This is a genomic window from Euryarchaeota archaeon, from assembly GCA_016207515.1.
In the GTDB taxonomy this organism is placed as follows: Archaea; Thermoplasmatota; SW-10-69-26; order JACQPN01; family JACQPN01; genus JACQPN01.
On sequence record JACQPN010000023.1, the window covers coordinates 23,338 to 45,206 of the forward strand.

Consider the following 21,869-nt stretch of genomic DNA (forward strand, 5'->3'; position numbering starts at 1 on the left):
ATCGCGTTTCCCATAGGTCTCTTCCCGTCGCGTTTCCTATTGTCCACCTAAGCGGTGCCGCGGCCATCTTGCGGCGTACGGTCTGTCCCTGCGAAGACGTTTTAAGGGCCCCCCCCGTACCATCAAAGCATCCATGCAAAAGGCAACGCTCGGCGTCCAAACGAACATTTCCGACGTCGTGGCAAAGGCGGTCCGAGGTGAGCGGCTGTCCTTGGACGAGTGCGCGACGCTCATGGAGGGTAACGACCTCATGGAGCTTGCCGCCGGGGCCGACACGGTGCGAAGGAAGCGGCATGGGAACGTCGTCCACTACAGGAACGACCTGAACATCAACCACACGAACGTCTGCGTCGCCTCATGCGGCTTCTGCGCGTTCTACCGATCGCCGGGCGAGGCGGGCGGGTACACGTTCTCGGTGCCCGAGATCCTCGAGAAGGCGAGGGCGGCGACGGCAATGGGGGTGCACGAGTGGCACATCGTGGGTGGGCTTCACCCCGACCTCGGCATCGAGTACTTCGAAGAGATGTTCCGCGGCCTCAAGGCGGTGAACCCCCGTGGCTTCATCGAGGCCCTCACCGCCGTCGAGATCGATTACATCGCGAAGAAGGAGAAGAGCTCGGTGCGGGAGACGCTCGAAAGACTCAAGGCCGCCGGGCTCGACATGCTGCCCGGTGGCGGCGCCGAGGTGTTCGACGCGGAGGCGCGCGTGCGGATGCAGGCGACGAAGATCGGCGCCGATCGATGGCTTGCCGTCCACGAGGAGGCCCACCGACTCGGCATACCCACCAACGCGACGATGCTCTACGGGCACGTCGAAGATCCGCGCGAGAGGGCCCACCACATGGGGCGCGTTCGCGCTCTCCAGGACAAGACCGGCGGGTTCCTCGCGTTCGTCCCACTGGCTTTCAATCCTGACAACACCGCCCTCGCAGCCGAGCACCACCTCCATGGGGCGACGGGGGTGCTCGACATGAAGGTCGTCGCGGCGTCGCGCCTGTTCTTTGACAACGTCGCCCACGTGAAACTCCCGTGGGTTACGGTCGGGAAAAGGGTCGCGCAGATTAGCCTCACTTTCGGCGTGGACGACATCGGGGGAAGTGCTTTCGAGGAGCGCATCCTTGAAGCGGCCGGCGGGAAGACGTGGCAGTATGTGACGACCAGCGACCTCCCGTCGTTGATTTGCGACGCCGGCTTCGAGCCGGCCCTCACGAACAGCGATTACTCCAGAGGGGAACCGGTTGCGGCACGCTGAACCACCGCGGGCGGCAGGGGCCGCTGGAAACGAGCGGGGGCGTGAAGGGGCGCCGCCGCTACGCCTCGGCGCCATCGAGTTCTACAATTCGCTCCCCGTGTACCAGGGGATCTATTCGGGAGCCGTGACGCTCCCGCGCGGGACCGAGATCGTGAAAGGGATCCCATCGGAGATGAACCGTGGCGTCCTCGCGGGGACGCTCGACATCGCCCCCGTCTCGTCGATCGAGTACGCACGCCACGCCTCCGAACTCGTGGCCTTGCCGGGCCTCTCCATCAACTCCCACGGCTTCGCAAACAGCGTGAACCTCGTCTCGGCGCTGCCCCTTGCCGCGTTGGACGGCAAGCGCATAAGGATCACGTCCGCCTCCGCCTCGTCCGACCTGCTCCTTCGGATACTGCTCGAGGAGCGCTTCGGGGTCAAGGCGGAGTTGACCAAAGGCATCGCCCGCCTCGATGCGATCGGACGCGATTACGAGGCGTGCCTTCTCATCGGTGACGAGAGCATGCACGCGTTGAGGACGCACCCGAGGCTCCTCCGCTTCGACCTTGGCGCCCAGTGGCGGGACCACACCGGCCACCCGATGGTGTTCGCAATCTGGGTGGCGCACCGCGAGATCGCCGAGACCCGGGGAAGCGACGTCGAGGCCGTGCGGGCCGCACTCCTTGAGTCGCGCGCCTGGGGCCTAAAGAACAAGGACGCGGTCGTTTTCGAGGCTCAACGGGCAAGCGGGTTCTCCGCAGTCGAGCTCGAAGCTTATTTCAGGGACCTGAACTACGATCTCGACGGCGACAAGATCCAAGGGCTCCGAGCATTCTACGAGGCGGCCCTGCTTCGCGGCGAGATCCCCGAGATGCCCCGACTTCCCAAACCGGAGGCGCCCCGTTGGAAGTGAACACCATCCTGAAGCGCGCCGCCGACGGCTCGCGTATCGAAGACGACGAGGCGCTCCTCGTCTACGAGAAAGCGACGCTCTCGGAACTTGGAAAGGCAGCCAACAGAGCGAGGATGCGGAAAGTCCCCGGGCCCCGCGTCACCTTCGTGATCGACCGCAACATCAACTACACGAACGCGTGCAACGCCTACTGCACGTTCTGCGCCTTCTACCGGCGGCCCGGCGAGAAGGACGTGTATGTGCTCCCGGACGAGGAGATACTCACGAAAGTCGGGGAACTCGTCGCAATAGGCGGCACGCAGGTGCTCCTTCAAGGCGGGCTCAACCCCGAGCTCGGCCTCGATCATGCCGTCCACCTGATGCGGACCGTCCACCAAGCGTTTCCCCAAGTGGACCTTCACAGTTTCACGGCCACGGAGATCGAGCACTACGCGAAGATGTCCGGCCTCTCCACGCTGGAGGTCCTACGGGCCCTGAAGGACGCGGGACTCAAGAGCCTCCCCGGCGGGGGTGCGGAGATATTAGTGAAGCGTGTGCGCGACCGCGTCAGTCCCCTGAAGACGACGGCCGACGCGTGGGCGCGCATCATGCGGGAGGCGCAAAGCCTTGGGATGCCGACGACCGCCACCATGATGTACGGGATGGTCGAGACGCGTCGCGAACGCATCGAACACCTTCGGCTCCTACGCGAGATCCAGGACGAGCGCCACGGCTTCACGGCTTTCATACCATGGTCCTTCCAAAACGACGGCGCCGCACCACTCAAGGCCGATCAAGCGACGTCCGATCAATACCTTCGCCTCATCGCCCTTTCCCGCCTGTACCTCGACAACTTCGACCACGTCCAAAGCGGTTGGGTCACCGAAGGCGAGAAGACCGCCCAGATAGCGCTTCACATGGGGGCCGACGACTGGGGAGGGATACTCATGGAGGAGAACGTGATAAGCGCGGCCGGCACGCGCTTCACGATGACGCCCGAATGGTCACGCTACCTCATCAACGACGCCGGGTTCGAAGCCGCCCAGCGGAACACCTACTACCGGACCTTGAAGGCCTTCGAGCGGCTCCATCGCGCCCCGAAGCGGACGCCGGCGCCAGACCTGCTCATCCCTGGCGCTCCTCTCGGAGCCTCGCCCTGACCTGGTCGCGCATGGTTTTTTCGTGGGCCTTCCTTTCGCGGCCCGTCCGCATCGCCCCGCCGATGACGTTCCCCTCGAAGACGAGTAGCGTCAAGAGGAAGGCAAGCGGGTACGCGGCAAGGATCGTGAGGGAGGCCTCGCGCACCGCGTAGCCGGCGAGGAAATAGAATATCGTCCCGAGGACAAGCCACGCGGGAAGGAAGAGGAACGCCCGGCGCGTCTCGCTCAAGCCTTTCACCGTGTCACCGGGTGAGCGGGCGAACCTCTTGACGCGCCCCGTGATGACGACGGCCAGTATGAAGCCGACGCCGAGGCTGCCGAGGATAACGGGGTACAGCTCGATCTTCAAGAGCGTCTCGACCGCGATGGTCATCCCGGCCGAGATCCCGAACCAAAAGGGGAAGAAGAGGTACGGGCGGGCCCCGCGCGGGATGCGCGGCACGTACTCGAGCACGCCGGCCGAGAGCGCCGGGGGCCCGAACAATCGCCAAGCGACGACGACCGCGATGAGGAAACCCGCGAGCACCCCAGCGTAAAGCTGCAGATCGGGAGCGACTTGGGGGAGGCCGGCGATGAGACCTCCGGCGACCACCGCGAGGATCGGCCCGAGGATCAGAATCGTCGCGATGGAGGCGTAAGAGCGCAGTTGCGGCGCGACACGGGGGATCCGTTCGACCGGGATCCGCCCAGTCTTCGGGAGGCCGAAAACCTTGTAAGCGACGCCGAAACCTATCAGAATCGATAGGAAGAACGCCGCGAGCGCGCCGTAATCGCCGGCGGTCACGACCTGGGTGATGGCGATCCCCAGGACGAAGAAAAGTACGAGCGCGATGAGAAGCCCGGCCGGAAGAAAAAGCGCCGGTTTTCTTTCGGGCGGGATGTTAGGGAGGAGTGCCTTGACAGCCCGCGTGTCGGGGAGGCCGAAAAGCAACGTGGCTATGACGCCCGCCACAACGAGTGCGACTGCAATCGCGCCGATCGCAACGTAGTCGGGGTGCACGGGGCCGCCGGTAAGGAGGATCCCGGCGATGACGTAGGCGATGGCCGTGAGGACCAAGAAGCCGGGGATGAAAAGGGCGCGTCGACGATCCGGCGTGATCTTCGGGAGGTTCTTTCGCAGGAGATCGCGGGGATCCGTGGCGAACCTTGGCAACCCCACGAGGACGTAACCGATTCCCACCGCCGGCGGCAACGAGACGACGAACGCGATGATGAGGTCCTGCGTGAGGACGCCGACGATCGGGAGCAACACGAGGTATGCGGCGGCGATGAGCGGGAGGAAGAGGAGGTTACGCCGGGCTTGGGGGATCTTCTTGAGAACGGGGACCGGGGAAGCGGAAGCCATGCGGGTCTGCCCCGCTACTCGCGCGCCTTGGCCAGGTACTGCGCGGGGACATCCTCGGTGATGTACACGGTCTTGCCGGCCTGCTTGATGACCACGCCGCTCTTCACCGCCTCCTGCGCGTTTATCTCAAGGATGATGGGGGCCTCGACCCGGCGTTGGCCCGCCTCCATCGCGAGCTCGAACGTCCCCGAAAGGTGCACCATCTTCCTGTCCGTCGGTTGGAGGCCGCGCTCGAGCACCATGTCAAGCTCCTCCTCCGTCACGGGGTAGAAGAGCTTCTCGGGGATGTCGTCGGTCGGAAGGTCGAGGTCGACATCGACGCTGTGCCCGTAAGTCGCCCGGATGCGGTCGTCCTCGTACTGGTATCGCCCTTTCGTGTCCGTCTCCACGATCGCCTCCACATGGTGGGGTTTCAACCAATGGAGCCTGTCCTTCTGGCGACGGATCTGTGCCACGAAGTCATGCACGTCTACCCAACCGTGCTCGTCCATGGAGACGCCGAACCTGTCGGGGAAATGCCGGAGCACGCCGGCCATGATGCGGCCGATGCGGTTCAGTTCGTGCTCGTTCATCAGGAACTTGCCCTCGGCGCCGCAGGCGGGGCACTTCTCTCCCCTGTAGTAGCCGTCCGTGGCGCACTCTCGTAGCATCAGAACCAAGGCGGATAATGGGTGTTCCTTAATAACCATTTTCCAACGCTCGTTGCGGTCCCGCAGGCGTGAAAGGGGCGTGGGCCTCTCTTGGCGCAACGGTCATGAGCGAAGGATGCGTATGCGCGAGTGTGGAAGCCCAGAGGACGCGTGAAGCCGCCAAACGCAACGCCGCACAGCGGGCGTGCGAGCTTCTTCGCGACGGGATGACCGTCGGTCTCGGTACGGGGTCGACCGCCGAGCACGCGGTGAAACGCATCGGCGAACTCGTCGCCAAGGGGATGCGGTTGCGATGCGTCCCGACCTCGGAGGCCACGATGACACTTGCGCGTCACCTCGAGATCCCGCTCGTCGCCCTCGACGATGTGGAAAGGATCGACGTGACGATCGACGGTGCCGACGAAGTGGACCCACGCTTCGACCTCATCAAGGGGCTTGGAGGCGCGTTGCTACGCGAGAAGATCGTGGCGGCGGTGAGTCGGGAAGAGGTGATAATCGTCGACGAGGACAAATTGGTCTCACGCCTCTGTGAGAAAGCACCCGTGCCCGTCGAGGTACTGCGTTTCGGTCGGAAGACCGCGGAGGCCGGCTTGAGAAAAATGGGCGCCGAACCGAGACTCCGGTCGAAGGGCGGCGAGACCTTCGTTTCGGACAATGGCAACCACATCCTCGATTGCCGCTTCGAACGGATATCCGACCCGGCCCTCCTCGAAAAAGAGATCAACGCAATCCCGGGAGTCGTCGAGAACGGTTTGTTCATCGGCCTTGCGACCAAGGTGGTCGTGGGCAATGAAACCGGCGCACGCCTCCTGGAAAGGAAGGTCTGATGCGGCGAGGCCGCGGGCGGCGACCCGAAAACGAGGGGCCGGACATCGAGACACGCTTGGGTGGGCCAAGTTCTATAACGGGGTACAAGTTTTCCGGGCGCGCTTTTTCGCGCCCCCGGCGCGAAAAAGGGTGCGCGCACGTAGTCTAGCGGTAGGACTGAGGCTTCCCAAGCCTTTAGCCCGGGTTCGAATCCCGGCGTGCGCACTAGGCCGATGCTCAAAGTACTTGACCCCATCCTCGGCGCTGCAAGGCGGGCGCTTGAAGAATCGATGATGCGCGAGATCAAGCGGTTCGGTGTGCCGCGCCACGTCGCCATCATCATGGACGGGAACCGTCGGTGGGCAAAGCAGATGGGGCTCACGCCTAACGACGGGCACAAGTACGGCGTCGATACGCTGGAGAACGTCCTCGAATGGTGCCTCGATGTGGACGTGAAGTACCTGACCGTGTACGCTTTCAGTACGGAGAATTTCAGCCGCGATTCGGTGGAGGTCCAGCACCTCATGCGTCTTTTCGAGGACAATTTCCGGCGCATGGCGGATGACGCGCGCGTGCACAAGAACAGGGTGAGGATACGTGCAATCGGGCAGACGGAGCTCCTCCCCCCTTCGGTCCAGGACGCGATCAAGTGCGCCGAGTCGCGGACCGGTCAATACGATTCGTACTTCTACAATGTGGCGGTCGCCTACGGCGGTCGGCAGGAGATCATCCGGGCCATCCAATCGATCGCCGGCGAGGTGAAATCGGGGCGTCTTGCGGTCGGAGACATAGACGAGTCGGCGGTCGCGAAGCGCCTTTACACGTCGGAGCTTCCGGATCCCGATTTGATCCTGAGGACGAGCGGCGAGGAGCGCATCAGCAATTTCCTCTTGTGGCAGATAGCGTACGCCGAACTCTATTTCGCGGATATCCTCTGGCCGGGTTTCCGGAAGTTGGATTTCCTTCGCGCGATCCGCTCGTATCAGCGCCGCAAGCGCCGTTTCGGCTCGTGAGGCCGCGCGGGACATCCTCATGGAATCCCCGGCGGCGGGGCCCGGATCCCAAAACCGCTTAATGGCCGAGCGGGATTGTGCCCGTGGATGTCCAAGGTAGCTCTTGTGACGGGTGCGTCGCGAGGAATCGGCCAGGCGACGGCCGCGCGGCTCGCAGTCGACGGCTTCGACGTCTGCGCCGGGTTCTTGCAGGATGGGGTTGGGGCGTTGCGGACGGCGGAACTTGTTCGTTCCGCCGGTCGTCGCGCGCACACGGTGCAGGGGGACGTTTCCCACCCGGAGACCGCCCGTTCCATCATCGACTCTTGCGTTTCCACGCTTGGCCGGCTTGACGTCTTGGTGAACAACGCCGGCGTATACCCGCGCTCGAGGCTTTCCGAGGCGCGCGACGCGCTTTGGCGCTCGACAATAGACTCCAACCTCTCATCCATGTATTACTGCGCGAGCCGCGCGGCGCCTTTGATGGCCAAGGCGGGCGGCGGACGGATCGTGAATCTCTCATCGATCCTTGGGTCCATGGGGACGACACAGGGCGCCCATTATGCTGCATCGAAGGCGGGCGTCCAGGGACTGACGAAGGCGCTCGCCAAGGAACTCGCGCCGTCGAACATCCTTGTCAACGCGATAGCGCCCGGCGCCATCGAGACCGATATCCTGAAAGCGGACACGCCGAAGGTGCGTGAATGGCGTAAGCGCGTGATCCCGCTACAACGCGTCGGGCGGCCCGAGGAGGTGGCTTCGGTCGTGTCGTTCTTGGCATCACCGAAATCGTCGTACATAACGGGCCAGATAATACACGTGAACGGCGGCCATTTCGTGGGATGAGGGCCCGTGGTGGCGCAGGTGCGACGTGCGACGGGGCCCTTTTGCCGAGGTGGGCCTGGCGCCGCTCAGCGAGGCGTCCTTTCGACAAGCCTTAATCCCAAAGTTGCTGTAGCCCTTGTGTGAGCGGCGGTCTGAGGCGCGACCTTTCCAGAATCGACGCCGTCGCCGTCATCGTCGGGACGATGATCGGGTCGGGTATCTTCCTAGGCCCCGAGATAATCGCCCAGGCGGTCCCGGGCTCGGCGACGATCATCCTCGTCTGGCTTGTGGCGGGCGTCCTCATCTTCTTCGGGGCGTTGACGCATGCCGAACTCGGTGCGGCGCAACCGGAATCCGGGGGTGGCTACGTGTTCCTTCGCGAAGCGTACGGCCCGTTCTGGGGTTTTCTAGTCGGGTGGTCGCAGCTCACGGTGACGAAGACTGGGTCCATCGCGGCGCTCGCGGTCGCGTTCGCCACGTTCCTTCGCGAACTCGTCGGTCTGAGCGATGTCCTGTTCCTGACGCTTCCCGTGGGGCTCATCGTCGTCCTGTCCGTCCTCAACTACGTCGGCGTGAAGTACGGCGGGATGTTCCAGACCCTCACGACATCGCTCAAGGTGATCGCGATAATCGCGCTCATCGTGTTCGGGCTCGCCGTCGCCGCGGGCGGTCGTTCGTTCGACCCGGTGTTTCCGACCGTCACCGGACTCCCCCTGGTCATCGCGTTCGGGGCAAGCCTCATACCGGCGCTCTGGGCGTATGACGGGTGGGTGAACGTGACGCAGGTCGCTGAAGAAGTGCGCGATCCCCAGAAGAACGTGCCTTTCGCTCTTGTCGCCGGCACGGCGCTCGTCGTCGGTCTCTACGTCCTCACGAACCTCGCGTACATCGGCACCGTAGGGATAGCGGGTTTCTCGGCGACCGATGCGACCCAATCCGCGGGTAGGAGCATCGCCGCCGCGGCGGGGCTTGCGGCGTTCGGTCCCCAAGGTGCCCAACTCATCATCCTCGCAGTACTCGTGTCCGTCCTTGGGACGACGAACGCCGTCATCCTCTCAGGCCCCCGCATATATTACGCGATGAGCAGGGACGGCCTCTTCTTCAAGAACGTCGGGGCGACGCATGAAAAGTTCGGCACCCCGGGAGCCGCCATCATCCTGCAGATGGTGCTCGCGTCGATCCTTGCCCTCTCCGGGACTTTCACCCAGCTCATCACGTACGTGATCTTCACCTCGTGGGTGTTCTACGCGATGACCGGGTACGCCGTCATAGTGATGCGCCGGAAACGGCCCGACATGGTCAGGCCTTTCCGCGTTCCGGGTTACCCTTGGGTGCCGCTCGCCTTCGTCCTGCTCTCGGTATTCTTCGTCATCGCGTCCGTCATCGCCCAGCCCCGCGAGTCGGCCATCGGCGCCGTGATCGTCCTTACGGGTGTTCCTGCATACCTCTACTGGAGGCGCAAGGCTGACAAGGGCGAACGGGTCGTCGAAGTCGTCCTGAAAGAGACCGATCCCGGCTCACCGAACGCCTGAACGGTCGAGGTCCTCGACGAGGACGTACGTCAACGTCCCGTCCGGCGTCTGCCCCTTGTCCAAGGTCATAGTGACGAGGATGGATGTCGTCTTGTCCTTCTGGAGCGGGTACGTGAACTCGTAGATGAGCGCATTGTTAATAGCGACGACCGGGTAGGTGGTCCCGTTGGCCAACTTCCCTTGCGGCGGTTCCATGAGGATGTCGAGGCGCGAATAATCGCCAACGGGGAGCTTGACACCCTTCGCGATGAGGAACGGTTCCTGTCCGACCTTCCCGAGAAGATCCACGGTGTCTAGCACGGGGTCGAGGGTACGGGGGTTCTCGCCCTGCGGTTTGCCCCGGACAGTGCGGAGGGTTATCTTCAGTTCCTCGAAATCGGCGAACGCGTCCGCCTCACTGACGGCCGCAAAAACGTCGAGGCTCGCGAAGGCCTCGAGGCAGCCGGCCGAGGAGACGGCGACCAACGCCACCACCGGCATGACCATTATCTGTCGCGAAAAGGCGATCCGGCGAAACCTCAAGCCTCTGGTCCGATCCGTCATCGCACCCGCAACAAACACAACCCTTGAAGCCTTTTCCATATTCGACGCGACTCCTTGGAGGGACCGCAAACGCTCAAATAGGGGAAGGGCATTCTCGCAATCCCCTTTTCAAGTGACCCATGGGGCTTAGGCGCCCCGAGGCCACTGCGAGAAGAGCACGTCGAAGGAGTCAGAGCATGAAGAACAAGAAAACCAACGAAGTGCTCCTTCAGACCCTCGAGGAACTCAAAAAGACCTCCCGGGAGAAGGACGCCCCCATCTGGCGAGACGTTGCTGACAGGCTGGAGGCCCCCGCATCGCGCTGGGCCTACGTGAACGTCAGCAAGATCGAAAGGAACGCAAACCAAGGCGAGACCGCCCTGGTCCCCGGAAAGCTTCTGGCGTCCGGTGAACTCAAGAAACGGATAGACGTCGCCGCTTGGGCCTTCAGCGAAGAGGCGCGGCGCAAAGTCTCCGCGGCGGGCGGGAAATGCTATTCCATAAGCGACATCCTCAGGCACAACCCTGACGGGAAGAACGTAAGGATCGTGGTCTGATGGCCGATGTGACGGTCATCGACGCCGCGGGTTGTGTAGCGGGACGGCTCGCCACCAACCTCGCGAAGCGATTGAGGAAAGGCGAGGAGATAGTGGTCTTGAACGCCGAGAAGGCGATCATGTCCGGAAGCACGGATTACCTCATCGGCGAATTCGAGCACCGCCGCGACCAAGGGACGCAGCGCAAAGGGCCCTTCTACCCGAGGATGCCCGACCAGATCCTGAAGCGGGTGGTGCGCGGCATGGTCAACTACCAGAAGCCGCAAGGCCGAGCCGCGTTGAAGCGGTTGAAAGTCTACATCGGCGTGCCGGACGAATTCGCCAAGGCGACGCCGGAGATCGTGACGAACGCGAAGCGGACGCCCGAGAAGTTCCTGACGCTTGGAGCGATCTCGCAAGAACTCGGCGGGAGATTCTGATCCCATGAAGGTCGTCAACACCAGCGGAAAAAGGAAGAAGGCGGTCGCAAGGGCCACCGTGAAGGCGGGCGCAGGCCGTGTCCGGGTCAACAACCAACCCGTAGAGATCTACCAACCGAGCCTTGCCCGCGAGAAGATCATGGAGCCGCTGGCGCTCGCCCCGAACAGGGCCGAGAAGGTGGACATCGACGTCGCGGTCAACGGTGGCGGCATCTTCGGCCAAGCCGAGGCCGTGAGGACAGCCATCGCGCGCGGCATCGTGGAGTTCTTCAACGACGACAAGTTGAAGGAACTCTACCTCGGCCACGACCGGTCGCTCCTCGTGAACGATCCACGACGCAAGGAAGCGAAGCACCCGTTGGGCCGCGGCGCAAGAAAGCACTGGCAGAAGTCGTACAGGTGAAAAAGCGATGATGATACCGATCCGTTGCTTCTCGTGCGGACGCGTCGTAGCGTCCGACTTCGAGAAGTACAGGGAGCGAACGGGCGCCGGGGAAGACCCAAAGAAGGTCTTGGACGAACTCGGCGTCGACCGGTACTGCTGCCGACGCATGATAGTGACGCAGCCGGACATCATCGACGACGTGATACCGTACAGCTAGGACCATCGGACGGGCGGGAGATCGCCCGGTTCTATCCTTTCCGAACGATGAGCCCGGGCTCCGCCCGCCTGTACCCGTACGTCGTGCCCCGTCGCGACCGCTAAGGCTTATTACTCGCGTTCGCTTTCCGCGAACGCTTGGGCGCCTTGTGGACTCGCCGCCGGCTCGTCCACCGCGCGGGCGGAAACAGCGGTTTCCGCCGCGCAGCGGACACCCCGTGTCCGCTTGCGCCTCGCGTCAAGGTAATGGGTTCGGATTGGCTTCAGGCCAATCCTCAGGCGCTCGCGCACTTCGGGTGCGCGGCGCCGACGACTCGCGCAGGCCGTCGCGGCCAAGGGTCAAATACTCGGATTCGGCTACGCCGAATCCTCGGGGCCTAGGTGACTCGCCTTCGGGTTCGCCACCTGGCCCTCGGCTCCACCGCCGTGGAGCCTCGGGTCTGTGGGGTAGCCTGGTTATCCTAGGTGGTTCGGGACCACTTGACTCCGATTCAAATTCGGACAGACCCATCGTCGATAATAGGAGCGATATGCTCCACTCCCCCCGAAAAACGTGGGGGGAGTGCCACATTTCGTCCCTTCTGGCGATCGATTCGCCGTGCTTCGGCAAAGTCTCGAACAGTCACCGCTTTTGGCTTCTGGTGGCCCTGGCTTGCCTTCTGCGGGGTCACGAACGCGCGGGTCAACCAATCGGTCCCGTGGACCGTTCGTTGAACGTCAACGAATTGGTCGTAATACCGCCGCATCGCGCCCAGGTTCGTGTGCCCGACCCAATTGGCTACCGAGACCCAGTCATACTCGTACCGCCCGTTCTCCCGCTGGATCCCGGTTTCGATGGGGCCGCCGCGTGGTTGGCCTTCAGGGGGGATTACCGGTGGTATCTTCTTCTACGCTGGAAAAGGGCAAGCGCCAACGCGGCCAGCGGAAACGTCAACATGTCGCCAAGGCCGAGTGGCGTTACGTTCAAAGCGGATAGCGCGGAGGCGCTACCAGGCCCGGCGGACCCGTCGGCGACCACGATGGGACCGATAAGCGTCGTGCCTTGCGGGAACGGGACTCGGAACGGTCCCGATGCGGCCTCGAATGAGTATCGGTGGGGCCCGCTCTTGAGGGTTTGAGGTCCGACTTGGACCTGGGCACGATACTTGCATCCCGCCGTGCAGTTTTCGCCATCGGGTTTCATGCGAACGGCTACTTCGTCGACGTAGACGAAAAGTGTCGGTACCTGGCCACTCGAGTCTTGGACCGTGACGCTGAATTCGTAGGTGCCGGGAGCCCCGAGCGGCGGGTCCACCGTGGGATTGGCTAGACGGGGAAGGCCATGGGCGTAGGCCTCCACGCGGGCGGTGGGCCCGAAGTTTCCGCCCAGATCTTCAGCGGCTACTTCGTAAGTTGCCGCGGTTCCCGATGGTATGCGGTCGATGGCCCATGTCTCCGTGGCCAACGGAAGATTTGACGACGTTGTCGAAGAAACGATGCGAGTTATCCGGTAACCCCGGATCCCCACGTCGTCGCGCGCGGCATCCCATCGAACCCTGAGAACCCCGTCGCCGACGTCTTCCACGAACAAGCCCTCGATTGGTGAAGGTGGCACTACGTCTGGAACAGTGTGGAGCGTCACGGGGGCAGTGATGTCGTTACCCGCCTCGTCGGAAACTGTTACGATGCCCTTTACGGCAAACCCGGGCGAAAGGCCCTCGACACGAAGCGTGTGCTGTATTCCCCGGGCCTTCGACTCCACCGTTTGGGGCCCAACGGGCCCCGCCGCTCGCAGGATCGCCGTCGTGGGTTCGTTCGTGACCAGCCCCAATGAAACCCAAGTGTAGCCGGCCGCTATCGTCTCGACGTTGGACATGTGTGGCGGCGTCCCATCCACGTGGCCGATGGCCCTCGCTTCGCTGATCCGGTTCGATGCGTCCACGGCGGAGACGGTTATCTCGATCATTCCGTCTTCCTGGTGTGTTGGGACCTTGAATGTGACTTCGTATCTTTGGCCGCCAAGGTGACGCAGGGAGGTGTTTTCGTCCCCACCGAGCGACGACAGGTTTGTCCAAACCCGTTCCGTGGTGAAGTCATTAACCTCCAATTCCAGCCTTGCGTCGGCGCCGGGGAGCAGCTTCGTCCGGCCTTCGGCGCCGACGATGGAGACGCGCCCGAAGGTCGGAGCAGCGCCGTCCAACAACACTTTTGCGCGCAGCGTATTCACGTTGCCCGCCCTGTCCGCGACCTTCACTTCCATCTTGACGGCCCCGTCGCGGTCTAGTGACGGGACGAGGCAGCCCATCCTGTCTGGCTCCACGAAGGGGGCGCAAGGCTGTCCTTCGATTGTCCAAGTCGAGTTTTCAAGGTCAAAGCCGCTGCCTCGCTCTTCTACCACGACGAACGTCGGTTTACCACTTAGGAGCACGGTGTCGCCGGTCAACCGCAAAAGCGGTGCCGTCCGATCCAGGACGAGCCCGATGGGTGCGCTCTCGCCATGACCGTCGGAGGCTTGGCCCTTTGCCATCAAGGTATAGTTTCCGTCCCGCAAGGAGGCGAAATCGAGGCGCACGAGGTCATCGCCTGAACCGTTGGTCGAGGCAATGATGCGGGCCGGGCCCCGAGGCCCCTGCACGTACAAGTCGGCCGTTGCTGGCGTTTCCCGGCCATCGTAGCGCCGGATGGTGACGTCGACGACGGTCGTACCGTTCGTGAACGGAACACCGCTGATTGGATGTACGGTGACCGTCAGGGCGTCCGTGGTGCTCGCGGTAACGATGCCCGAAACCGTTTCGATTCCTGAGCTGGTAACCGTCACAGCGCGCAGGAAATACTCCGTCTCAGGCTCGAGCGCCGACAATCGGATGCTGTGCTTGAGGCCAGGTCCTTCCAAGCCCGACTTAGATTTGAGTTGCGGTCCGATCCCGTAGTCGATCCGTCCGTATCCGACTTCTTGCGTCGTCCAGTTGATGAGAATCCAATCAGGGCCGACTCCCGCGATAACAGGGGCCGACATCGGCACAGGGCGGTCACTTACGATGACGGTGGCGACCTTGGTCGCGACGTTTCCGGCCTTGTCGACCGCGCTGACTGCGACTTCTGATCCGACGGTGCCGGAAAGTCGATCCACGACGATGTCTCTGGCAACGTAGGAGCCGCCGTCCCACGCCAATCCGACGGTTTCGAGAGTAGAGAATCCGGATACGTCGGCCTGCGCGTCCAATGAACCAAGTGCGCTCAAGCCGTCGGTAATGACGGCGCGAATCGTTAGTTTCTCGCCCGCGCGACCCGCCGTTCGAGCGTCGGGGAAACTGACAACAAGGCTCTCGAAGACCGGGGGGTCGGGGTCGACCGTCACTATGCCTGCCCTGACGACGCCGACGTTGTCTGCGTGGTCGGTCATCTCGATGTTGACCGAAAACTCGCCGGTTCCTTTCGCAACCCAAAGTCCGACGAACTGATCGTTCTCCCACGGGTAAAGCGGGACGCGTTCAGCCCCGATCACGCCTTCGACCCTCGCAAGCCCTGCGCCGCTCTCCGAAACGAGCGTCCAGAGATCGACGGAGGTTCCGGGCGTGACAACGGTCTCAAGGTCCTGCGATACTCCGGTTGGAGCCGTGAGGTCAAGGATGTGCTGCGTCCAATTCCCAACCTCCATCATGTCCAGGAACCCATCCTCCATGGAGTTCGACGAGATCGGCCACGGTTTTTCGTCTCGCATTCCTTCGACGTTTCCCACTCGGTCGCGGCTCACGATCGACAACTCGAACTCCGCGCCGTCCGAGATCCCGACCAGCGGAATCGAGGCGTTGCCGCGGGTAACGGCCCCTTGATTTGGTGGATCTGTCCACGAAGTGGTCGCGTACCGGGTCCACTCGGTGCCGTTTCGTTTCAAGAAGGCGGTCGTTTCGGCCAACCCGACGCCGTCGTCGACGACCGAAAACGGCAAAGTGAGGGCACCCGTGCCGTTAAGGAAACGGCTGCCCACAAATCGGGGGAAGCCTCTCTGCGTGTTTGGTGGCGTTCCGTCGAGGGTAACGTTGGTTATGGCCGGGAAAGAGACGCGTGCCTTCCCGTCAACCGTGGTCGTTACGATGTAGTACGCCCCATCAGTCAGTGTTTCTTGGTCGAGGCTTAAGTCAAAGGTGTGGCGCTGCGCTCCCCCGAAGCTGGCATTGTCGAAGAGAACCAGGTCCTCTCTGTCGCCCTCTTCCTCGGCGCTTCTCAGGAGTAGGGTCACGTTGTGTCCCGGCGAGGCCCGCGCGACCGCGGTGGGCGCAGGTATCGTTGTGCTCGCGCCGGTAGCGGAATAGGCGAGGACAGAATAGGTGTAGTTCTCGTCCGGCGCAGCGGACGAGTCGACGAATGTGGTCACGTTGACCGCTTGGAACGACGCATTGGCCCCGTCGGAGTTACGGGTGCGGTTCACCACGTATTGGCTGGCGCCCGGAGCCTCCCGCCAGACCAGGCGAACGGCGCTTTCCGCTCCTAGAGCCTGTAGTCCCGTCGCGGGGCCGGGCCGCTCGTGGTCGAGCGTCACGGGGAATTGCGTTCCGATTGCGATGACGTACGTGTCGTTGGCTCGCCTAACGGTATCTACACGGTAGGTCGCCGGGCTCGCGGGTGGCTCGTCCACGTACCGAAGTTTTCCGAGAGCGTCTCGATGCGCCCGCGCGTCGAGGAAACCGATGGGCGCAACGGTTCCAGCTCCCGATGCTCGATTGATCAAGTATCCGCTCACCGCATCCGCCGAGGACGTCGGCGGGTTCCAATAGAGGTAGACGCGGTCGGCGCCGCTCGCTCGCGCGACGGTGGGTATTTCGCCGGCGGCGGGCGTGAAGTTCGTCGTGACGTTCCACGGTCCAATGCCGGAAAGGTCCGCGATCCATTCGTCCTGGCCCGCAGACAGGTAAAGGAAATCGTCGCATGCCGGGCACGTTCCCGACTCAAGGTCACGGTCAACGGTGAGGTTCACTCTGACAGGACCGCGTGTCGAGAACTCAATCGGAAGGTCGGGCGCACGGGCGACCGGGGGATTGTCCAGATCAAAAGAGGCGGAGGCGGGGAAAGGCTCACCGTCGGCGGCAGCTCTCTCCCCTGTGGCGTCCAACGCGGTGGGCGTTCCGACGCGCGGGTAGAGCATTGCATCAACCGTGTGTCGACCGTCTGGATACGAGGGGTAGCCATTTTCGTCCCGAGTTTCGGTCGGCCACGCGAGGATGAATTCGCTGCCCGAAGGCGAACCGGTGCCGAGGAACACGTCATCGAAGTAGTACTCGGCTCGATCTATGAGGCTTGGTGATAGGCCCGCCGAGCCGGCCTCAAGACGCGAGTGCAAGAGAATCGTCCTCTCGAGCGCCCCCGTAGGCGGCGTCCCGGAGGGTAGGCGCGCTTCTAGCCTGGTTCCGGCCGCGGGAGACGCCGCTTCTAGGAGTAGCTTTGCGGCACCCGAGGGCCGGTTTTCGTCAATGCCCGTTCCCCTAAGGGTGGAGCCGGCGCCGAGTTGCCAGCCCCAATCGTTTCCCGACCGTGGCGCATTCGAGGGATACCCGGGCAGGCCTAGCCGCCCCGGTGGATTTCCCACGTAGGAATCGATGCCCCCGAGATCTCCAAAAACGGCCGATCCGACGGAGGACGATGCTCCCGAGGCATGGCCCCATCCGCGGCCGCCTACGGAGTATTCATCGTTTCCGCTTTTGTCAAGGAAGAAGGCGAAACCGGGTTCGGTGCTCGTCAGATTGGCGACCGCACTCTGTCCGAGGTCTAGAGCTTTGTAGCTGTCGACACCCGACAGATCGACCAACAGCGCGGTCCCGCCCGACGAGAATGCCTGCACTCTACTACCGTTGGCGACATATCGATCATTGCCGCGATGGTCGAAGAGCAACGCGAGGCCGCCGTCTGCGGCCGCTGCCTGACCGTGTCCGGCTACTCCCGTGGGCGGCAGGAGCGTTCGGTAATCGTCTCCCTCCAGGTCGAGAAGAAGCGCTAGGCCCCTCCCACCGGCATATGCTTGTGATTGCCTAGTGGCTTGGAGACGGTCGTCGCCGATTCCAGGCAGTAGAAGCACGCCTGCGCTTCCTGCTCCCGCGCCCAAGGCGGTCAGGAAAACCGAGGGTGGGGCCCTTTCGAACGGGCCGGCTCCGGCATCAGCGTCCACCGTTGCCTGGGCGAGTCGGTCGGCAGTGAAAGCGTTGTCTCCGCCATTGTCGAGAAGCATGCCTACGCCAGCCAATCCATAGCCTTGACCGCTTGTCGCCATGTCTTGGCCAAGACCACCTGTGGCCGAGCTTCTCAATTCGTACGAGTCGTCCAACAGCGGTCGCTCTGAGGCTAGTATTCCTACGCCCATTATGCCTGCACCTTGTGCGTGGGTTCTGGCGAATCCGGAGGCGTTTTCATTAGGGGCCAATGAGACGTTTGCCATGGCCTCGAACGTGCTTCCCGCGCCGCCACCGAAAACCGATAGTACGCCGATGCCTAGAAGCCCCGCGCCTTGGCCCGCGCCGAAGGCCGCGACCTCGCCCGTGCAGTTGACGCATCCTTCAAAGGTCACGTTGAGAATGAAGCGGTTCACGCCGCCCCTGTCACTCAGCACGCCGATCCCGAGGATGCCGGCCCCTTGGGCACCGCCGAAAAGGGCTGATTCCTTCAGGTCAAGGGTCCCTTGGATTCCCGTGAGGCGCGAGACGGCCTCCTTATGGAGCGTTGAATTTCGTGTGTAGTGGTAGGTGTCGTCGCCCACGAGGTCCAAGGCGAGGGCGGTCGGAAACACAGGGGTGCTCGAACCCGCGCGATTGCCGTAGTGATCGTCTCCGCCCAGGTCAACTGCAAGGGCATACTCTGGGCCTTCGCTCCACGACGTCGGTTCCATGTCTCCTACGGCCATGCCCAACCGTGGCACGTTGAGCAGGAAACCGCGTCCATTGACGGGTGCCTCGTCGGGGTCGTGGGCATCGGTTGCGGCGAAAGTCTCGGTCGCGTCGAGGCTCCCGTCCTTATCGGCGTCATTTTGGGCCAATTCGGTGTCCAAACGAACGGCGATCGCTCCCCCCGTGTATGAATCGAGGGGACGGATGCGGAGTTGGTCGTTCTTTTCGTTCGACACGTCAAGTGTGAGGTTAGTGTCATGGCGGCGGACCAAGTACTTGTCCTTTCCGCCGAGGTCCAGGAATGCCGCAATGGCCGTTTCCACGTGTCCGGTGGGGACTGTCAGATTCCATTCTACGTTTCCCTGGTACCGGTCAATCTCACCGTATTGTGTACTTACATTGCGATGGTAGACATCGTTTCCTTTCGCGTCGAGGAAGATCGCCGTCGCGGGTATTGAAGGGCCTCCAACAAATCCTTGCGAAGGCGAGTAGTAACGGTCGTCGCCGTCGAGATCCAAGAAAGCGGCCATTCCGCCCTGACTGGCGTAACCAGTGGAATTCCCACGCGGCGAGTCGTAGCGGTCGTCGCCCGCGACGTCAAGGAGAATGGCGAGAGCCAATGGTCCATTGGCGTGGGCGAGACTTGAGGAATTGGCCATGTAGAAGTCGTCGCCCCCCAGGTCGAGGAGCACGGACGCCGACTTCGTCGAGGATGCTATCCCGCGTGACGGATCGAGCGGTGCATACGTATCGTTTCCGCCCAGGTCCACCGCGTAGCCGTCCACGGCCGTGGCGTTTCTGTAGGTGTCCTTGTCGGCGAGGCCTAGGTCGATGCTAAGGGCGTACGAGTGACGGTAGGTGGTCGGGCCGGGCAGGCCGATTGCGACGAGCGACGGCAGGTTCAGCAGGAAACCGCCCTCCGGCAACTGCCCCGGAGTGGAGAAGAGAGACCCGACCGGTACGGCGTAGTCCTGGGAGTCGCCGGGGTCCGTGCGGGCCAGCGCTTCAATCCCGTCGAACGTTCCGTCACCGTCACTGTCTTTTGCGAGTCCATCGCGGCGGTCCGGACCGCCATCGAGATCGTCTGGAATCCGGTCACCATCGGAGTCCATGGGTGTACCGTCGGGTGGCCCGTCCTGGACGACGTAGAAACGCTTGCCGTCGTACGCTTCCGGGGGCGGATCAGGTCCGGTTCTACGTTGTGGGTAGGAGTTGTTCCCATCCGCGTCCCAGAACACGAGCACACCCGTCTCGGGGGATTCCCCACGTGGGGTGGCGAAGCAAGGGATTGAGACGTCGCTGTTGCACGGGCCCAGATAGGCGTCCCGTCCCGCCAAGTCCGTGAATGCTGCGAGCGTTAGTTGGCTTCCCGCTTTTCCTCCGAAGAGGTGCGCGAAACCTTTTGGAGCGCGGTACTTGTCGTCGCCGCTGGCGTCCAGGAAAATGCCCGCCGCCAAGGCGTGCGATTCGGTCGTCCCTGCGCCGCCGAGGCCGCCGATCGTCACCGCGTAATCGTCGTCTCCGGAGGCGTCAATCGCGATGCCCACACCGTCGCTTCCCCATCCGAGGGCGGCTTCGTTGGCAAAGTATGCGTCCTTCCCTTCCGCATCGAGGAAGATGGCGAGAGCAGGAGCACCGGGTCCGCCTTGGGCGGCGCCGAGAGTGAACGGTCTCGGCGAACGATAAGTGTCGTTGCCGCCTAGGTCAATGGCGACCGATGTCCGCGTCGCATTAGTTCCCACGGGCGTCCGGACATCCGGCTCCGGTTGGGAGACGCCTGCCAGGGAAATCTCGTAGGTGTCGTTGCCGCCGAGATCTATGAGAAGGATGGGCGTTGAAGGGAATTGATTCTCCGTCAACGTGTTGTCGCCGGAGCCTAGGATGAGGACGCCCGCCTGATTGAAGATGATTTCCCCCGCGGATGAGGACGTCGTCGTCGAGCCCGGGTAGGTCTCGCTGCCGCTTGCTGCCTCCCTGACCGCCATGGCGGCTTCGAGGACGGCACCGGTATTTTTTGCAAGCGCTTCCTGCCAGGCGGATTCGGCTTCCGCGCTCTCGTGCAGAACTCGGAGGTCCTCCATCGTTAGCGGCCCGCTACCTTCGATGATCGGGTCCGTTTGTCGTCGGAGTTCGACCACGAGGGAAGGCAAAGCCGCGCCGGGTCCGAGCGTTTCTTGATATCTTGCCTGCGCGGCCATGAGCCTCCCGAGGGAGGCAGACAGCGTGGGCCCGAGTTGTGTTGAAACCTGGTCGGCTTTCTTCACGTCCTGTGAGGAAAGGGGAATCTCGAGCGCGGTGTGAAGGCGCGACAACCCCTCGATAAACGAGGCCTCTGGCGCCTTTCCGGTTGGCCCAACAAGGTCTTCAAGAAGCATGGCTGGCTGACTCAGTCCAGTAGCGGCGAGGTTTTCGCTGGGGCGCTTCTCGCCGCCAAGCTGCACGAGGAGTCCATGGGGGGCCACGCTCAGGTTGTAGCCGGCCCGGGTCAACTGGGGCAAGTTCTGGGCGATGGCGTTGATGAAGGCACGGTCGGCCTCGGGAGAGCCATCGATCACCGGTCCTAGATCGACGAGAAGGATTGACAGGGGTCGGGCCAGATCCGCTGGCAAGCCGGGGCGCGCCAGGAAATCAGTGGTGCTTCGTTCAATAACGCCCCGCGCCGCGGTCGACGATGGAAGGGCCATTGGTTTCGCCTGCGAATCCAGAGTCGTGGCCAGCTTGCGAAGAATGGACGCTGCGTCGATGTCCTCCGTTCCTCCATGGGTGAGCAGCGCGTTTCGTGCGAGGAGGTCGTCTAAGGCCGCGGCCGTCGGGAGCGTTTTCTCGGCGCGTTCCGCGGCCAACACTATGCGGGAAGCGCCTTCTATCATCGCGTCCCAATTGATCTTTTCGAGCGCGCGCTGATCGTTTGCGCCTATCTCGCTCGCTCGATTCGAAGCCAAGATTACGGCAATGACAGGTAGACGCGCCTTCTCCGCGGACGAAAGCTCCCCAAATGCACTCTGTCGGAGCATCTCGGCGGTTCCAACTTCGGCGGCGAGAAGTTCGACTTCTGCCGCGACATGGGGATGTTCTGCCTGGAAGCGGCTCAATGCCGCTCGTTCCCTTGGACTTGGGACGAGCCCGAAGCTTTCGAAGAACCGGGCCCACCCTCCGCCGGACGGGATGGGAGAGGCGAAAGGTTCCGTGGAGCGCATCGACGCGAGAAGTTCTGAAGCGCTGGCGGGGATGTGGCCGATGGAAGGTTCTCCTGATAGCCAACCCCCGACGAGACGGTGAACCGCATCGGAACGCGCGTCAGGCGCAAAGGCGCCAGAGGTGCCGGGGAATTCAGGCGAGTTCAAAGGTGAGTTCGGGCCAAGAATGCTGAGCGTGTCCGCGGCCGTTGACGGAACGATGAGAAGCAACGCGAGCACAAGTGCCCGGAAGCCTGGTTTTTGGCTTGGCCTCACCTGGTTTCCCCTCTACCGGACCGTTTCACG

General features: G+C 63.0%; 15 protein-coding genes and 2 tRNA genes. 13 read left to right on the forward strand and 4 right to left on the reverse strand.

What is annotated here, in order from left to right:
• Nucleotides 1-133: 133 nt before the first annotated feature.
• The 3 genes from HY556_10400 to mqnC are packed head-to-tail and all read left to right on the forward strand — an operon-like array spanning nt 134 to nt 3,286.
• The gene (locus tag HY556_10400; GenBank protein ID MBI4394184.1) at nt 134-1,252 is read left to right on the forward strand and encodes a CofH family radical SAM protein; all 1,119 of its coding nucleotides are present in this window, start codon (nt 134-136) and stop codon (nt 1,250-1,252) included.
• Nucleotides 1,239-2,147: a menaquinone biosynthesis protein gene (locus tag HY556_10405; protein ID MBI4394185.1), complete on the forward strand. Its 909-nt coding sequence runs from the start codon at nt 1,239-1,241 to the stop codon at nt 2,145-2,147. Before HY556_10400 ends, HY556_10405 begins: the two co-directional genes overlap by 14 nt.
• Entirely contained in the window at nt 2,138-3,286 is a 1,149-nt protein-coding gene (mqnC, locus tag HY556_10410; GenBank protein MBI4394186.1) for a dehypoxanthine futalosine cyclase, read from the forward strand. The genes HY556_10405 and mqnC overlap by 10 nt, the downstream gene beginning before the upstream one ends.
• On the opposite strand, the gene HY556_10415 is transcribed toward mqnC, so the two are convergent.
• Together HY556_10415 and HY556_10420 are read right to left on the reverse strand one after the other, a co-directional pair.
• Nucleotides 3,252-4,631 (reverse strand): hypothetical protein, encoded by a 1,380-nt coding sequence (locus HY556_10415; protein MBI4394187.1) that lies wholly within the window; start codon nt 4,629-4,631, stop codon nt 3,252-3,254. The genes mqnC and HY556_10415 overlap by 35 nt on opposite strands.
• A 14-nt stretch (nt 4,632-4,645) precedes the next feature.
• Nucleotides 4,646-5,281, reverse strand: a complete 636-nt coding sequence (locus tag HY556_10420) for an RNA 2'-phosphotransferase (protein ID MBI4394188.1) — start codon at nt 5,279-5,281, stop codon at nt 4,646-4,648.
• 104 nt (nt 5,282-5,385) lie between these two features.
• Between HY556_10420 and rpiA the strand changes: the two genes are divergently transcribed.
• From rpiA to HY556_10445, 5 genes are all read left to right on the forward strand, one after another.
• Entirely contained in the window at nt 5,386-6,108 is a 723-nt protein-coding gene (gene rpiA / locus HY556_10425; protein MBI4394189.1) for a ribose-5-phosphate isomerase RpiA, read from the forward strand.
• 134 nt (nt 6,109-6,242) lie between these two features.
• Nucleotides 6,243-6,313, forward strand: a tRNA-Gly gene (locus HY556_10430).
• Between the two features lie 8 nt (nt 6,314-6,321).
• Nucleotides 6,322-7,101: a di-trans,poly-cis-decaprenylcistransferase gene (gene uppS, locus HY556_10435; GenBank protein MBI4394190.1), complete on the forward strand. Its 780-nt coding sequence runs from the start codon at nt 6,322-6,324 to the stop codon at nt 7,099-7,101.
• 87 nt (nt 7,102-7,188) lie between these two features.
• Nucleotides 7,189-7,926 (forward strand): SDR family oxidoreductase, encoded by a 738-nt coding sequence (locus HY556_10440; protein ID MBI4394191.1) that lies wholly within the window; start codon nt 7,189-7,191, stop codon nt 7,924-7,926.
• A 119-nt stretch (nt 7,927-8,045) separates the two neighbouring features.
• Nucleotides 8,046-9,437 (forward strand): amino acid permease, encoded by a 1,392-nt coding sequence (locus HY556_10445; GenBank protein ID MBI4394192.1) that lies wholly within the window; start codon nt 8,046-8,048, stop codon nt 9,435-9,437.
• Here HY556_10445 and HY556_10450 read toward each other — a convergent pair.
• On the reverse strand, nt 9,423-9,980 hold the full coding sequence (locus tag HY556_10450; protein ID MBI4394193.1) for a hypothetical protein: 558 nt from the start codon (nt 9,978-9,980) through the stop codon (nt 9,423-9,425). The two genes, HY556_10445 and HY556_10450, sit on opposite strands and share 15 nt — an antisense overlap.
• Nucleotides 9,981-10,099: 119 nt before the next feature.
• Here HY556_10450 and HY556_10455 point away from each other — a divergent pair, with 119 nt between their 5' ends.
• The 5 genes from HY556_10455 (at nt 10,100) to HY556_10475 (ending at nt 12,046) form a co-directional block, all read left to right on the forward strand.
• The gene (locus HY556_10455; GenBank protein MBI4394194.1) at nt 10,100-10,516 is read left to right on the forward strand and encodes a 50S ribosomal protein L18e; all 417 of its coding nucleotides are present in this window, start codon (nt 10,100-10,102) and stop codon (nt 10,514-10,516) included.
• On the forward strand, nt 10,516-10,935 hold the full coding sequence (locus HY556_10460) for a 50S ribosomal protein L13 (protein ID MBI4394195.1): 420 nt from the start codon (nt 10,516-10,518) through the stop codon (nt 10,933-10,935). Before HY556_10455 ends, HY556_10460 begins: the two co-directional genes overlap by 1 nt.
• A gap of 4 nt (nt 10,936-10,939) precedes the next feature.
• Nucleotides 10,940-11,338 carry a 30S ribosomal protein S9 gene (locus tag HY556_10465; GenBank protein ID MBI4394196.1) on the forward strand — a complete coding sequence of 133 codons (399 nt, stop codon included), beginning with the start codon at nt 10,940-10,942 and terminating at the stop codon, nt 11,336-11,338.
• Nucleotides 11,339-11,348: 10 nt separating this feature from the next.
• On the forward strand, nt 11,349-11,537 hold the full coding sequence (locus tag HY556_10470; protein MBI4394197.1) for a DNA-directed RNA polymerase subunit N: 189 nt from the start codon (nt 11,349-11,351) through the stop codon (nt 11,535-11,537).
• 435 nt (nt 11,538-11,972) lie between these two features.
• Nucleotides 11,973-12,046, forward strand: a tRNA-Pro gene (locus tag HY556_10475).
• Nucleotides 12,047-12,404: 358 nt separating this feature from the next.
• On the opposite strand, the gene HY556_10480 is transcribed toward HY556_10475, so the two are convergent.
• Nucleotides 12,405-21,839 (reverse strand): hypothetical protein, encoded by a 9,435-nt coding sequence (locus tag HY556_10480; GenBank protein ID MBI4394198.1) that lies wholly within the window; start codon nt 21,837-21,839, stop codon nt 12,405-12,407.
• Nucleotides 21,840-21,869: the final 30 nt, after the last annotated feature.

Excerpts from the sequence above, each read along its gene's own strand:
- uppS (MBI4394190.1), top strand. The coding sequence starts at position 6,322 with ATGCTCAAAGTACTTGACCCCATCCTCGGCGCTGCAAGGCGGGCGCTT.
- HY556_10465 (MBI4394196.1), top strand. The coding sequence starts at position 10,940 with ATGAAGGTCGTCAACACCAGCGGAAAAAGGAAGAAGGCGGTCGCAAGG.
- HY556_10470 (MBI4394197.1), top strand. The coding sequence starts at position 11,349 with ATGATACCGATCCGTTGCTTCTCGTGCGGACGCGTCGTAGCGTCCGAC.
- HY556_10415 (MBI4394187.1), bottom strand. The coding sequence starts at position 4,631 with ATGGCTTCCGCTTCCCCGGTCCCCGTTCTCAAGAAGATCCCCCAAGCC.
- HY556_10400 (MBI4394184.1), top strand. The coding sequence starts at position 134 with ATGCAAAAGGCAACGCTCGGCGTCCAAACGAACATTTCCGACGTCGTG.
- HY556_10420 (MBI4394188.1), bottom strand. The coding sequence starts at position 5,281 with ATGCTACGAGAGTGCGCCACGGACGGCTACTACAGGGGAGAGAAGTGC.
- rpiA (MBI4394189.1), top strand. The coding sequence starts at position 5,386 with ATGAGCGAAGGATGCGTATGCGCGAGTGTGGAAGCCCAGAGGACGCGT.
- HY556_10455 (MBI4394194.1), top strand. The coding sequence starts at position 10,100 with ATGGGGCTTAGGCGCCCCGAGGCCACTGCGAGAAGAGCACGTCGAAGG.
- HY556_10450 (MBI4394193.1), bottom strand. The coding sequence starts at position 9,980 with ATGACGGATCGGACCAGAGGCTTGAGGTTTCGCCGGATCGCCTTTTCG.
- HY556_10460 (MBI4394195.1), top strand. The coding sequence starts at position 10,516 with ATGGCCGATGTGACGGTCATCGACGCCGCGGGTTGTGTAGCGGGACGG.
- HY556_10440 (MBI4394191.1), top strand. The coding sequence starts at position 7,189 with ATGTCCAAGGTAGCTCTTGTGACGGGTGCGTCGCGAGGAATCGGCCAG.